General features: G+C 36.3%; 13 protein-coding genes and 1 riboswitch. All 13 genes read left to right on the forward strand.

Translation table 11 applies throughout. From position 1 onward, the window contains the following. Positions 1–179 precede the first annotated feature (179 nt). Positions 180–281, forward strand: a riboswitch (purine riboswitch). A gap of 232 nt (positions 282–513) precedes the next feature. The 13 genes from BPMYX0001_RS15385 (at position 514) to BPMYX0001_RS15445 (ending at position 13,806) form a co-directional block, all read left to right on the forward strand. Then, positions 514–1,239 (forward strand): GntR family transcriptional regulator, encoded by a 726-nt coding sequence (locus BPMYX0001_RS15385; protein WP_000114183.1) that lies wholly within the window; start codon positions 514–516, stop codon positions 1,237–1,239. 88 nt (positions 1,240–1,327) lie between these two features. Then, entirely contained in the window at positions 1,328–2,404 is a 1,077-nt protein-coding gene (locus BPMYX0001_RS15390) for a BMP family lipoprotein (RefSeq protein WP_003199386.1), read from the forward strand. 105 nt (positions 2,405–2,509) lie between these two features. Continuing rightward, positions 2,510–4,042, forward strand: a complete 1,533-nt coding sequence (locus tag BPMYX0001_RS15395; protein WP_003199388.1) for an ABC transporter ATP-binding protein — start codon at positions 2,510–2,512, stop codon at positions 4,040–4,042. Further along, the gene (locus BPMYX0001_RS15400) at positions 4,035–5,093 is read left to right on the forward strand and encodes an ABC transporter permease (RefSeq protein WP_018764690.1); all 1,059 of its coding nucleotides are present in this window, start codon (positions 4,035–4,037) and stop codon (positions 5,091–5,093) included. Before BPMYX0001_RS15395 ends, BPMYX0001_RS15400 begins: the two co-directional genes overlap by 8 nt. Beyond that, positions 5,094–6,053, forward strand: a complete 960-nt coding sequence (locus tag BPMYX0001_RS15405; RefSeq protein WP_006095664.1) for an ABC transporter permease — start codon at positions 5,094–5,096, stop codon at positions 6,051–6,053. It abuts the gene before it with no gap. Between the two features lie 202 nt (positions 6,054–6,255). Beyond that, positions 6,256–7,530 carry an EF-P 5-aminopentanol modification-associated protein YfmF gene (gene yfmF / locus BPMYX0001_RS15410; RefSeq protein ID WP_018782286.1) on the forward strand — a complete coding sequence of 425 codons (1,275 nt, stop codon included), beginning with the start codon at positions 6,256–6,258 and terminating at the stop codon, positions 7,528–7,530. Further along, the gene (gene yfmH, locus BPMYX0001_RS15415) at positions 7,531–8,817 is read left to right on the forward strand and encodes an EF-P 5-aminopentanol modification-associated protein YfmH (protein WP_003209671.1); all 1,287 of its coding nucleotides are present in this window, start codon (positions 7,531–7,533) and stop codon (positions 8,815–8,817) included. 184 nt (positions 8,818–9,001) lie between these two features. Continuing rightward, on the forward strand, positions 9,002–9,715 hold the full coding sequence (gene ymfI, locus BPMYX0001_RS15420) for an elongation factor P 5-aminopentanone reductase (protein WP_006095666.1): 714 nt from the start codon (positions 9,002–9,004) through the stop codon (positions 9,713–9,715). Between the two features lie 79 nt (positions 9,716–9,794). Next, positions 9,795–10,043 carry a DUF3243 domain-containing protein gene (locus BPMYX0001_RS15425; protein ID WP_003199403.1) on the forward strand — a complete coding sequence of 83 codons (249 nt, stop codon included), beginning with the start codon at positions 9,795–9,797 and terminating at the stop codon, positions 10,041–10,043. Positions 10,044–10,179: 136 nt separating this feature from the next. Then, positions 10,180–10,965 carry a DUF3388 domain-containing protein gene (locus tag BPMYX0001_RS15430; protein ID WP_016115921.1) on the forward strand — a complete coding sequence of 262 codons (786 nt, stop codon included), beginning with the start codon at positions 10,180–10,182 and terminating at the stop codon, positions 10,963–10,965. 12 nt (positions 10,966–10,977) lie between these two features. Next, positions 10,978–11,904: a helix-turn-helix domain-containing protein gene (locus BPMYX0001_RS15435; protein ID WP_003199408.1), complete on the forward strand. Its 927-nt coding sequence runs from the start codon at positions 10,978–10,980 to the stop codon at positions 11,902–11,904. A gap of 64 nt (positions 11,905–11,968) precedes the next feature. Next, a complete protein-coding gene (pgsA, locus tag BPMYX0001_RS15440) occupies positions 11,969–12,547 on the forward strand; it encodes a CDP-diacylglycerol--glycerol-3-phosphate 3-phosphatidyltransferase (protein WP_033799052.1) in 579 nt (192 codons plus the stop codon). A 20-nt stretch (positions 12,548–12,567) separates the two neighbouring features. Beyond that, positions 12,568–13,806 carry a competence/damage-inducible protein A gene (locus tag BPMYX0001_RS15445; RefSeq protein ID WP_006095668.1) on the forward strand — a complete coding sequence of 413 codons (1,239 nt, stop codon included), beginning with the start codon at positions 12,568–12,570 and terminating at the stop codon, positions 13,804–13,806. The last annotated feature ends 111 nt before the right edge of the window (positions 13,807–13,917 follow it).

A 13,917-nucleotide genomic window follows, 5' to 3' on the forward strand; every position in this document is an offset into this window, starting at 1 on the left:
GGGCTTTTTTATATGGAGTTTTTGTTATATACTAGAACTATCACGGAAGAAAGGGCTTTCATTTATGATAGTTCTTTAGAATACGAATGCTTTCAATATTATTTTTGGAAAATGTTCGATATTACTTGCAAAAAAATGTTGAATTGTGTTGACACATATGGGAGCAGGTGGTACGATTACTTCGAAAAGAATCACTGCCTCATATAATCTTGGAGATAAGGTCCATAAGTTTCTACCTGGCAACCATGAATTGCTAGACTATGAGGGGAAAAGTGTGTAACAAAGGATGTAAGGGATCTTTGTATCTAACTTTTTCTCTATATGAGGAATGTTGGGGTGCAAAGTTTTTTTTATGAAATAAAGATAGAAAATTTCATTTTGAAAAATTATTAACATTTATTCGACAAATTTTATTTTATCGTATCGTTATGTAAGGTATGTCATGTATTGGTTGAAAATCGAGAACAGAAGTCTTACATCAGAGGTCGAATAATTGGAATGCGGGGGAGTCTTATGTCAGTTAAATCCGATAGTCGACACTTATATTTACGGGTGATCGATCATATTAAAGAGAAAATCAAAAGCGGGGCATATAAAGAAAAACAAAAATTGCCTTCAGAGTTTGATTTAGCAAAAGAACTTGGCGTAAGTAGAGCGACTTTACGGGAAGCATTACGTATTTTAGAAGAGGAAAATGTTGTTATTCGCAGACATGGCGTTGGTACTTTTGTGAATGCAAAACCGCTGTTTTCTTCTGGAATTGAACAACTTTCTAGTATTACAGATATGATTTCTAGTGTGGGGAAAACACCGGGAACAATCTTTTTATCATCATCTACTACGAGTCTAACAGAAGAGGAAAAAGAAAAGTTTAATAGTGATGAAGGCTTCGAGGCTGTGATGATTGAGCGTGTTCGTACAGCAGATGGGGAACCTGTTGTCTATTGCATTGACAAGTTGGCAAAAGAAGTATTACCAGATTTGTCTGATTATAATGAGGAATCGCTACTTACTGTTATTCATAATAACACGCATAAACGCATTACATACGCGGTTGCTCATATTGAACCAATTGGTTATCATCCAAAAATATCACCAATTTTACAATGCGAACCAGAAACAGCGCTGCTGATTCTAAAGCAAATGCACTATGATCAAAATGATGAGCCGATCTTATATTCTATTAATTATTTTAGAGCAGATAAATTTAGCTTCCACGTATTACGAAAACGTATGTAATTCGTTCCTTTTTAGGGAGGTGACAGCAAGAAGAAGGGGACACTAGCATATTAATAGATACATATATCATTTAGGAGGGGTTTCTAGTATGAAGAAAAAAACAGGTCTTTTATTATCATTAACGTTAGCGGCGAGTACAGTGTTAGGTGCATGTGGTAACTCGGATAAAGCAAGTGGAGATAAAAAAGATGGAAAGAGCATTAAAGTAGGTATGGTTACAGACGTTGGGGGCGTTGATGATAAATCATTTAACCAATCTTCTTGGGAAGGTTTACAAAAATTCGGTAAAGATAATGGGCTAAAAGAGAAGACGAACTATCGTTACCTTCAGTCTGAAAAAGAAGCGGATTATATTCCGAACTTAAAGAAATTTGCAAAAGATAAATATGATTTATCCTTTGGTATTGGTTATAAATTAGAAAAAGCAATTGAAGAAGTTGCGAAAGAAAATCCAAAGCAACAGTTTGCGATTGTAGATACTGTAGTAAAACAACCGAACGTAACAAGTATTACATTTAAGGATCATGAAGGATCATTCCTTGTAGGTGCAGTAGCAGCGATGTCAACAAAAACAAATAAAGTTGGGTTTGTTGGTGGAATGAAGAGTGATTTAATTAGTAAGTTTGAGAATGGATTTAAAGCTGGTGCTAAAGCTGTTAACCCAAATATTGAGATTGTATCTGAATATGCAGAAGCATTTGATAAACCTGAAAAAGGTGCTGCACTTGCATCAGCAATGTACGGACAAGGAGTAGACGTAATTTATCATGCTGCTGGTGGTACTGGTAACGGCGTGTTTACTGAAGCGAAAAACCGTAAGAAGAAAGGTGAAAATGTTTGGGTAATCGGTGTTGACCGTGACCAAAATCAAGAAGGTATGCCTGAAAACGTAACGCTAACTTCTATGGTAAAACGCGTTGATGTTGCGGTTGAAAAAGTAGCACAAGAAGCAAAAGATGGTAAGTTAAAAGGCGGAAAAGTAGAAGCGTTTGGTTTGAAAGATGAAGGTGTTGGCATTGCGAAAACAACTGATAATGTGAAAAAAGTAAATCCAGAAATTTTACCAAAAGTAGAAGAGTTTGAAAAGAAAATTACTGCTGGTGAAATTAAAGTACCTGCTACTGATAAAGAGTACAAAGAATACGAAGCTGCTCTTAAGAAATAATAGAGAAATAGCAAAGGTTAGTTCTTAGAACTAACCTTTGTATATATAAAATTACTTTTAATAGAGTGTAATTGGGGACTGTTCCCTGCTAAAAGGAGGAACAAAATGGAATACGTAATTGAGATGAATAATATTACAAAAGTATTCCCAGGCATTGTAGCGAACGATAATATTACGCTGCAAGTAAAACAGGGAGAAATACATGCTTTACTCGGAGAAAATGGTGCAGGGAAGTCAACGTTAATGAACGTTCTTTTTGGATTATATCAGCCAGAACAAGGAGAAATTAAAATTAAAGGGAATCCTGTAAAGATTACAAACCCTAATATTGCAAATGACTTCGGGATTGGTATGGTTCATCAACATTTTATGCTTGTTCATAATTTTACAGTTACAGAGAATATTATTCTTGGAAATGAACCGAAGAGAAAAGGGAAAATTGCTATTGATGAAGCTGCAAAAGAGATTCAACAATTATCAGAACAATATGGTTTAGCTGTAGATCCGTATGCGAAAATTGAAGATATTTCAGTTGGTATGCAGCAACGTGTTGAAATTTTAAAAACGCTGTATCGCGGAGCAGAGATTTTAATATTTGATGAACCGACGGCAGTATTAACTCCTCAAGAAATTCATGAGCTTATTCAAATTATGAAAAAGCTTGTGCGAGAAGGGAAATCTATCATTCTTATTACACATAAGTTAAAAGAAATTATGGAAGTTTGTGATCGTTGTACGATTATTCGTAAAGGAAAAGGAATCGGAACGGTTGACGTTGCAAATACAGATGAACATAAACTTGCAGAACTAATGGTCGGACGTCAAGTGAATTTTAAAACAGAAAAAATAGATGCCAGACCTAAGGAAGATGTACTTTCTATTGCAAATCTTGTTGTTCATGATGTGCGCCAATTGCCTGCTGTAAAAGGCCTTGACTTAACTGTTCGTGCAGGAGAAATCGTCGGTATTGCAGGGATTGATGGGAATGGACAAAGTGAATTAATAGAGGCAATTACTGGTTTACGAAAAGTTGAGTCAGGTTCTATTGCAATTAATGGAAAAGAAATCACAAACTGGCCTGTTAGACGAATTACGGAAGAAGGAGTCGGTCATATTCCAGAAGACCGTCATAAACATGGACTCGTTCTTGATTTTTCCGTTAGAGATAATATTGTTTTACAAACATATTATAAGAATCCATTTTCAAATAAAGGAATTTTAAATTTTAGTAAAATAACGAAAAAGGCAAAAGAGCTGATTGAGCAGTTTGATGTACGTACACCTAGCGAGCAAACAGTAGCTCGTGCATTATCTGGCGGGAACCAGCAAAAGGCAATTATTGCACGTGAAGTAGATCGTGATCCAGATTTATTAATCGCAGCGCAGCCGACACGTGGTTTAGATGTAGGTGCGATTGAATTTATTCATAAGAAATTAATTGAACAGAGAGATAAAGGAAAAGCGGTGCTTCTTCTTTCTTTAGAACTCGATGAAATTTTAAATGTGAGTGACCGCGTTGCTGTTATTTATGAAGGGAAAATTGTCGCGATTGTTAATGCAAAAGAAACAAATGAAAAACAATTAGGTCTTTTAATGGCTGGTGGAACAGGGGAAGCGAAGGTGAGTACAAATGGCTAAAAAGTTTTTAACGGAGCGAACGATTAATATTTTAGTTCCTGTATTATCCGTTATATTTGGGTTGCTTGTTGGTGCCATTGTTATGTTAGTTAGTGGGTATGATCCAATTGTTGGATATAGTGCACTTTGGACTGGTATGTTCGGAAGTCCCAGTGCAATTGGAGAGACGCTTCGTACAATGATTCCGCTTATTCTTGCGGGGTTATCGGTAGCTTTTGCGTTTCGTACAGGTTTATTTAATATCGGGGTAGAAGGACAATTGCTAGTTGGTTGGCTTGCTGCTGTTTGGTTTGGTTATGCAGTATCATTACCTGCCTTTCTTCATATTCCATTGTCTATTTTAGTGGCAGCTATAGTTGGTGGACTATGGGGATTTATTCCGGGATATTTGAAAGGGAAATTTAAGGTTAATGAAGTTATTGTAACGATTATGATGAACTACATTGCATTATATGTTACATATGACATCATTAAACGCTTTTTACATGAAGGCAATGACAAAACATATGATATTCAGCCGAGTGCGTCATTAGCTTCAGATTGGTTAGCTTCTTTAACAGATGGCTCTCGTCTTCACTGGGGAATTGTTGTCGCAATTCTTGTTACGATTCTTATGTGGTTCTTATTAGATAGAACAACTTTAGGTTATGAATTGAAATCAGTTGGGTTTAACCAACAAGCGTCTCAATATGCTGGTATGAAAGTGTCACGTAATGTTGTGTTATCTATGACAATTGCGGGTGCATTTGCTGGTATTGGTGGCGCGATGGAAGGGCTTGGAACATTCCAAAGTATGACAGCGATGGCTACATTTACCGGAATTGGATTTGACGGGATTGCAGTAGCGCTTCTTGGAGGGAATAATCCATTTGGTATTATACTTGCTGCGTTATTATTTGGAGGTTTAAAAAGTGCAGCGCCGCAAATGAACTTTGAAGCAGATGTACCATCTGAGTTAATTAATGTAATTATTGCATGTATTATTTTCTTTGTTGCTTGTAGTTATATTTTACGCTGGACACTTACGCGCATAAGCAAGGAGGGGAAATAAATGAGCTTTCTAGATGTTTTAGCCATTCTTGTGACGGGTACGTTATACACGGCAGCACCTCTAATCTTTACAGCGTTAGGTGGCGTATTTAGTGAGCGTTCTGGTGTTGTAAATATCGCATTGGAAGGATTAATGTTATTTGGTGCATTTGTTGGTGTTGTTACCACGCTATTAATGGGGGATACTTGGGGGGCTATGACTCCTTGGATTGCACTTATATTTGCAGCAATTGGTAGCGGATTATTTGCACTTCTTCATGCAGTTGCATCGATTACATTCCGTGCGGATCAAGTTGTTAGTGGAGTAGCAATTAACTTTTTATCTCTTGGTTTAACTGTTTTTGCGATTAAGAAAATCTTTGGTAAAGGACAAACTGATTTTATTCACTACCGTATTGAGAAAATTGATGTTCCAGGACTGTCGGATATTCCGGTTATTGGAAAAATCTTTTTCTCAAATGTACCATTAACATCGTATATTGCCATTATTTTAGCATTTGTTGTTTGGTATATTATTTATAAAACACCGTTTGGTCTTCGTCTTCGTGCGGTTGGTGAACATCCGATGGCTGCGGATACAATGGGGATTAATGTATATAAAATGCGTTATATTACTGTTTGTATTTCAGGGATGTTTGCTGGAGTAGGCGGTGCAACCTTTGCACTGTCAATCTCAAACAACTTCTCAGGTGCAACGATTACGGGACAAGGTTTCTTAGCGTTAGCTGCTATGATCTTTGGGAAATGGAACCCAATTGGTGCACTAGGAGCTGCTTTATTCTTTGGATTTGCACAATCACTAGGGGTAACTGGTGGTACAATCCCTGTATTAAAAGAAATTCCGAGTGTTTTCTTAGCGATATTACCATATGTGTTCACAATTTTAGCGCTTGTTGGTTTTGTAGGACGTTCAGAAGCTCCAAAGGCACTTGGAACACCGTATGAAAAAGGAAAAAGATAAGCGTTTTACAAGTATGGAAAAAGCTCGCACATTAGTGCGGGCTTTTTTACATAGAATATGTTTAATACAGAAAATTACTTTCTCTTTTTAATTAGTAAACTGTTTGAGGGAAAAGTATGTAAGGGAGAAAAGTTGATTTTTCGTTTCTAAAAACTGTATATTGAAGAGGAATATTCCTACATACGTAAAGGAGGGCTATAAAATGAAACTGATGGAACAGCAAATGCATGAACTAGGTGGTTTACGTGTACATATGATTCCGACAGATAAATATAAAACAAATACATTTGTATTTCGCTTTAAAGCACCTTTAAATGAAGAAACGGTGACAGAGCGTGCTTTATTACCATATGTATTGCAAAGTGCAACAGAAAAACTGCCATCTGTAATTCGTCTTCGCCAATATTTAGAGGAGTTGTACGGTTCTTCTCTGGCGGTAGATGTAAGTAAAAAAGGGGAAGATCATATCATCTCTATTTATGTGGATATTGCCAACGAAACATATTTACAAGATGCACCGCCGTTGTTTGAAAAAGCACTGTCTATGCTGTCTGATATTGTATTACACCCAGCAACTGAAGGGAGCGGTTTTTTATCATCAATTGTAGAAAGTGAAAAAAGAGCGCTCGTGCAACGAATTGAAGCTACATATGATGATAAAATGCGCTATGCGAATGAACGATTAATAGAAGAAATGTGTAAAGTAGAACCATATCGTTTAAGTGCAAATGGTCAAAAAGAGCGCGTTGCCTCCATTACAAATGAAACTTTATACCGCTATTATCAAAAGGTGTTAGCGGAAGATGAAATGGATCTATATATCATTGGTGACATAGATGAAGATGCGGTTGACTTAGTAGGTAAATACTTTTCAATCACGCCTCGTACAGCAAAAGACAAAAATGTCATTCTTCATAAGCGAAATAATGAAGAACAAGAAATTGTTGAAAAACAAGAATTAAAGCAAAGTAAATTAAATATCGGATATCGCACATATATTACGTACCGTGATGAGGATTATTTTGCGCTACAGCTGTTTAACGGGTTATTTGGTGGATTCTCACATTCGAAATTATTTGTGAATGTACGTGAAAAAAACAGTTTAGCCTATTATGCAGCGTCGCGTTTTGAAAGTCATAAAGGTCTTCTCTTTGTTATGTCGGGAATTGAAGCGAAAAATTATGAAAAAGCAGTCGAGATTATTAAAGAGCAAATGAAAGCAATGCAAAACGGTGACTTTTCTGAAGAAGAAATTCATCAAACAAAGAGTGTAATTCAAAACCAAATTTTAGAGGCAATTGATACACCGCGTGGTTTCGTAGAAATGCTTTATCATGGCGTCATTGCAGAACGTACCCGTCCAGTAGAGGAATGGTTAACTGGAATTGAACGTGTTACAAAAGAGAAAATTGTAAAGGTTGCCAATAATATTGAGCTAGATACGATTTACTTTTTACACGGAACGGAGGGAGAATAGATGGAGAAAATTTCTTATGAACAATTAAAAGAAACACTTTATTATGAAAAGCTTCCAAATGGGTTAGATGTATATATATTGCCGAAGCAAGGATTTAATAAAACTTTTGCGACGTTTACAACAAAATATGGTTCCATTGATAACACGTTTGTTCCACTTGGAAAAGAAGAAATGGTTCGAGTGCCAGATGGGATTGCTCATTTTCTTGAGCACAAATTGTTTGAAAAAGAAGATCATGATGCGTTTCAGTTGTTTAGTAAACAAGGTGCTTCTGCGAATGCGTTTACATCATTTACGAGAACAGCGTACTTGTTTTCATGTACATCAAATGTAGAACAAAATTTAAATACATTATTAAATTTTGTTCAGGAACCTTATTTCTCTGAAAAAACAGTTGAAAAGGAAAAGGGAATTATTGGTCAAGAGATTCAAATGTATCAAGATAACCCGGATTGGCGTTTGTATTTTGGCTTAATCGATAGCTTATTTGTCAAACACCCAATTAAAATTGATATTGCAGGAACAATTGAGTCTATTAGTAAAATTACAAAAGACTTATTGTATGAGTGCTACGAGACATTTTATCATCCTAGCAATATGTTGTTATTTGTTGTAGGAGCAATTGACCCAGAAAAAACAATGAACTTAGTACGTGAAAATCAGGCGAAAAAAGATTATAAAAATCAACCAGAAATCGTACGTTCGTTTGAAGATGAACCAGAATCAGTAAATGAAAAGAAAAAAATTATTTCTATGCCTGTTCAAACACCAAAATGTTTAATAGGCATAAAGGCGACTGGGCTTAAAGAAAAAGGGCAAGAGCTTTTAAAACAAGAGATCGCGCTTACATTACTTTTAGATTATTTATTTGGGAAAGGATCAGTTCATTATGAGTCTTTATATAATGAAGGACTTATTGATGACTCATTCTCTTATGATTATACAGAAGAAGGTAACTTTGGTTTTGCGATGGTTGGTGGTGATACGAAGCAACCTGATGAGCTAGCTGAACGTTTAAAAGGTGTTTTACTACAGACTAATTATAATGAATTAGATGAGAATGCGTTAGAGCGTGTAAAGAAAAAGAAAATTGGCGGCTTTTTACGATCGCTTAACTCACCTGAATATATTGCAAATCAATTCACAAGGTATGCGTTTAATGAATCTAGTTTGTTTGATGCTCTGTCCGTTTTAGAGGGATTAACTGTTCAAGATTTACAAGAAGCAGCCAAAGTATTTTTATCTGAAGAAAGAATGAGTATTTGCCAAGTCTTGCCGAAGAAATAAAATGAAACATGAATAAGTGGGGCTTAAGCCTTACGATTTAGAACTTTACGGACAGTTTATCCCCCACCTAACCTTTTGGCTATTGCTGAATTGTAAGGTGGGGGTATTATTTGTTTGTGAATACATGATAAGACTAGTGTTTTGAAAGAGTTTCTCTGTAGAGGAAAGATAAGAGAGGATACATATGACAAAGTTTGCATTAGTGACTGGAGGAAGCGGAGGAATTGGCTCTGCAATTTCGAAACAATTAGTTGAAGATGGTTATACGGTGTATGTCCATTACAACAAAAGTGAAGAGAAAATAAAAAAATTAGAACAGCAACTTGGTGCAATTATTCCAGTTCAAGCGAATTTAGCAGCGGTAGATGGCGTGCAAAAGCTCTGGGCGCAAATTCATTATCCGATTGATGTTATTGTGTATGCAGCTGGAAAAAGTATATTTGGTTTGGCGACAGATGTGACAAATGAGCAATTGAATGAGATGGTGGAATTGCAGGTGAAGAGTGTTTATAACCTTCTTTCACTTGCGCTTCCATCGATGATCCGCCTGCGAAGTGGAAATATCGTTGTTATTTCATCTATATGGGGACAAGTAGGAGCGTCTTGTGAGGTGCTGTATTCTATGGTAAAAGGTGCACAAAACTCTTATGTAAAGGCGCTCGCAAAAGAGGTTGCGCTAAGTGGTATACGTGTAAATGCAGTGGCACCAGGGGCCATAGAGACGGAAATGTTAAGTGTGTTTTCAGAAGAGGACAAGAAAGAGATCGCAGAAGAGATTCCAGCTGGAAGGATTGGATTTCCAGAGGAAGTCGCCAAAACTGTTTCTTTCCTTGTATCACCAGGGGCTTCCTATATAACAGGGCAAATTATTGGAGTAAACGGTGGCTGGCATTGTTAAAATAAAAATATGTACATAAAAAGTGAGAAATTGTACAAATTAAGTATGATTCTATTACTTAATAGTGAGGTGCTTAAACATGTCAGTATTAGAGAATTTTGACCAGTGGAAAAGCTTTTTAGGAGAACGTTTAGAACAGGCACAAGGAAAAGGGCTTGATGGTGGTGCAGTTTCAGATATGGCATTCCGTGTAGGTGATTATTTGGCAAATGAAGTAGAGGCGCGAAATGATCAAGAAAAATTATTAGCTGAGCTTTGGAAAGTGGCTGATGAACAAGAACAACACATGATTGCTAACTTAATGGTAAAGTTTGTACAACATAAGTAAAAAAGAGAGGAGAAAATCCTCTCTTTTTTTTAGGTATTGAAAATACCGTGATTCATTATACATTTATCTTCCCTATTAACGTAAAATCATATAATATAGTACGTAGGTGTAAAGTAAGCAGGGGGAGTGACATTTGATGATTGAATGGTATTTTGAATATGAAATACATAAAAACCGACCTGGCTTGCTTGGTGACGTTTCTTCGTTAATCGGTATGCTTGGTATTAATATTGTCACAATTAATGGTGTAGACAACGCTCGGCGCGGGTTGTTGCTTATGTGTGATAGCCAAGAGCAAATCTCTAGACTTGAATCAATTTTGAATACGATGGATAATATAACTGTAACGAAATATCGTCCGCCAAAGCTCAGAGATAGGTTGGCAGTTAGGCACGGTAGATACATACAGCGAGACGCAGATGATAAGAAAACATTTCGTTTTGTTCGTGATGAATTGGGTTTACTCGTTGATTTTATGGCGGAACTAATGAAAAAAGAAGGGCATAAACTCATCGGAATAAGAGGAATGCCTCGCGTTGGAAAAACGGAATCTATCGTTGCTGCAAGTGTTTGTGCAAATAAGCGTTGGCTATTTGTTTCGTCTACTCTTATTAAACAAACTGTACGCAGTCAACTGATTGAAGATGAGTATAGTGACGATAATATTTTTATATTAGATGGCATTGTTTCAACAAAGCGTGCGAATGAAAGGCATTGGCAACTCGTTCGTGAAATTATGAGATTACCCGCAACTAAAGTTGTCGAACATCCAGATGTATTTGTGAGTCAATCAGAATATACACTTGATGATTTTGATTATATTATTGAATTGCGTAACGATTATGATGAAGAAATTCAATATAATTTAGTAGATGAAATTGAGCAAGGAGCGCAAAATAATTTCTCTATGTTTGACTTTTAAAGAAATATTGAGGTGTTAGTAGTGACGGAATTAGGACAAAAGCTGAAGGAAGCAAGAGAAGCGAAAGGCTTATCTATTGATCAGCTACATGAGGTAACGAAAATTCAAAAACGGTATTTAGTAACAATTGAAGAGGGCGATTATAGTATATTGCCTGGTGCATTTTATGCACGTGCATTTATTAAACAATATGCGGACGCGGTTGGTCTGAACGGAGAAGAGTTGATTGTAGAGTATCAAAGCGTAGTACCACAATCTGAATCTCATGATGTACCGCAAATATCAAAAGGTCAAAAAACACAAGAAACTATGCAAAAAGCAGCATCGCTTCCAATAGCAGATCATATGTCTAAAATATTGATTGCATTATTGGTAATTGCAGTAGGGGTAGCTGTGTGGTTTGTTTTCCAATGGTTAATTGGAAAAGATGAAGGACAAGTAAAACAAACGAAAAGTGAACAAATAGAAGTACAGAAGGCGAAAAATTCTCCGCTTGATGAAAAGAAAGAAGAAGTAAAAGCAGAAGAACCTAAAAAAGAAGAACCTAAAAAAGAAGAGCCAAAGAAAGAAGAACCACCAGCACAACAGCCACCTGCTGGACAAGAAGAAGTGAAGCTTGTTGGAACAAGTGGTAAGGTATCTACTTTGGAAATTCATAATAATAAAGCACTGGAGTTAGAAATTACAGCGAAGGGTGCAAGTTATGTAGACATTAAAAATGAAGGTGGAAATGTCGTTTTTAATGGTACACTTCAAGAAGGTCAAACAGAAAAACATGATTTAACAACAGCAAAAGAAGTACTTCTCAACATTGGAAGTGCACCGAATGTTGAAATTAAACTGAATGGCCAAGTTGTTGCTTTCCCACTAGATCCAGAAAAGGAATATCACCAAAGATTAGTGATTAAAAATCTAGGGGTAGGACAACCTGCACAATAACAGTCATCGCTTCGATGACTTTTTTCCAATGAACAAATGTTTTTGACATGATGGAGGAATAGCTGTGAATTTACCAAATAAAATTACAATATCTCGAATCTGCTTAATTCCAATTTTTTTAGTAATTATGTTAGCTCCTTTTAACTGGGGAACATATACAGTTGGAAATGTAGAGTTACCAATTCAACATTTAGTAGGAGCGATAGTTTTCATTGTTGCTTCAGCTACAGATTGGATTGATGGACATTATGCAAGAAAGTATAATCTCGTGACGAATCTAGGTAAGTTTCTTGATCCATTAGCTGATAAGTTACTTGTTTCAGCAGCGCTTATTACATTAGTAGAAATGCAATATGTTCCATCTTGGATCGTTATTGTAATCATTAGCCGTGAGTTTGCTGTAACAGGATTACGTCTTATATTGGCTGGAACTGGTGAGGTTGTTGCGGCGAATATGTTAGGGAAAATTAAAACATGGACACAAATTATCGCGATTTCAGCATATTTATTACATGATGTACCGTTAAATTTAATCTATATTCCGGTTGCGGATATTTTCATATGGATTGCACTTATCTTTACGGTTATTTCTGGCTGGGACTATTTCTGGAAAAATAGAGCTGCTTTTGTAAATTCAAAATAACAGCTTATGGGGGAATCGGAATGAATGCCGAAATTATTGCGGTTGGAACAGAATTGTTACTCGGGCAAATTACAAATACAAATGCGAAGTTTTTATCTGAAAAGTTAGCTTCCATCGGAATTAATGTGTATTATCATACAGTTGTAGGTGATAATAATCATCGTTTACAAGAAGCAATTCAAATTGCTGAGAAGCGTGCAGATATACTTATTTTTACTGGTGGATTAGGACCGACAAAAGATGATTTAACGAAAGAAACAATTGCTTCAACCTTACAAGAAGAACTTGTTTATGATGAAGAGGCTTTAACGTCAATTGGCGAGTATTTTAAACGTACAGGACGCGAATTCACAGAAAATAATAAGAAACAAGCACTTGTTTTGAAGGGATCGACTGTATTTGCAAATGATCATGGTATGGCACCGGGTATGGGGCTAGCTAAGAACCAGAAGATTTATATTTTATTACCGGGCCCGCCAAAAGAAATGAAACCGATGTATACAAGCTACGTAGAGCCGTTTTTACGTAACCTTACAACTGAAGAGCATATATATTCCCGTGTTCTTCGTTTTTTCGGCATTGGAGAATCCCAACTGGAAGTGAAAGTTCAAGACTTAATTGATGGTCAAACGAATCCAACAATTGCTCCGCTAGCTTCAGATGGAGAAGTAACGCTTCGTTTGACTGCTAAACACCATGATGTAAAGTATGCGGAAGTGTTAATTCAACATATAGAAGATTTGATTTTAGAACGAGTAGGGGAGTTTTTCTACGGATATAATCAAGATTTTCTTCATAATAAAGCGATTGATTTATTGAAGAAAAAAGCTTTAACTTTAGCGTGTGCAGAAAGTTTAACAGGCGGTCTGTTTGGAAATCAAGTAACAGAAAATGCCGGCGTATCTTCTGTTTTTAAAGGCGGCGTGATTTGCTATCATAACGAAGTGAAACAACATGTTTTACAAGTGCCTGAAGAAACCTTACAAACAGTCGGTGCTGTTAGCGAACAATGTGCTCGTTATCTTGCTGAAAATGTAAAGACACTATTGAAGGCAGATATTGGGATTAGCTTTACTGGAGTGGCAGGACCGGGTGCTTCGGAAAATAAAGAGCCTGGTACTGTTTTTGTAGGTTTAGCGATAAAGAATGAACCAACGTTTGTTTTTCCTCTTAAATTAAGTGGAAGTCGTCAGCAAATTCGGGAACGCTCTGTGAAATATGGATTTTATCATTTATACAAAAAACTAGAAGAGATGTGAGTTTCTTCTAGTTTTTTTGTGATGAAAAATGAAACTTTTTCCATGGAAAACAAAAAAACGAATAAACGTTCGTTTTTTGTTGGCAAATTGATATGAAAATAGGTATAATAA

The sequence above is a fragment of the Bacillus pseudomycoides DSM 12442 genome, from assembly GCF_000161455.1.
GTDB lineage: Bacteria > Bacillota > Bacilli > Bacillales > Bacillaceae_G > Bacillus_A > Bacillus_A pseudomycoides.

Coding starts and splice junctions, on each gene's coding strand:
- BPMYX0001_RS15445 (WP_006095668.1), top strand. CDS start 12,568: ATGAATGCCGAAATTATTGCGGTTGGAACAGAATTGTTACTCGGGCAA.
- BPMYX0001_RS15390 (WP_003199386.1), top strand. CDS start 1,328: ATGAAGAAAAAAACAGGTCTTTTATTATCATTAACGTTAGCGGCGAGT.
- yfmF (WP_018782286.1), top strand. CDS start 6,256: ATGAAACTGATGGAACAGCAAATGCATGAACTAGGTGGTTTACGTGTA.
- BPMYX0001_RS15395 (WP_003199388.1), top strand. CDS start 2,510: ATGGAATACGTAATTGAGATGAATAATATTACAAAAGTATTCCCAGGC.
- yfmH (WP_003209671.1), top strand. CDS start 7,531: ATGGAGAAAATTTCTTATGAACAATTAAAAGAAACACTTTATTATGAA.
- BPMYX0001_RS15385 (WP_000114183.1), top strand. CDS start 514: ATGTCAGTTAAATCCGATAGTCGACACTTATATTTACGGGTGATCGAT.
- BPMYX0001_RS15405 (WP_006095664.1), top strand. CDS start 5,094: ATGAGCTTTCTAGATGTTTTAGCCATTCTTGTGACGGGTACGTTATAC.
- BPMYX0001_RS15430 (WP_016115921.1), top strand. CDS start 10,180: ATGATTGAATGGTATTTTGAATATGAAATACATAAAAACCGACCTGGC.
- ymfI (WP_006095666.1), top strand. CDS start 9,002: ATGACAAAGTTTGCATTAGTGACTGGAGGAAGCGGAGGAATTGGCTCT.
- BPMYX0001_RS15400 (WP_018764690.1), top strand. CDS start 4,035: ATGGCTAAAAAGTTTTTAACGGAGCGAACGATTAATATTTTAGTTCCT.
- BPMYX0001_RS15425 (WP_003199403.1), top strand. CDS start 9,795: ATGTCAGTATTAGAGAATTTTGACCAGTGGAAAAGCTTTTTAGGAGAA.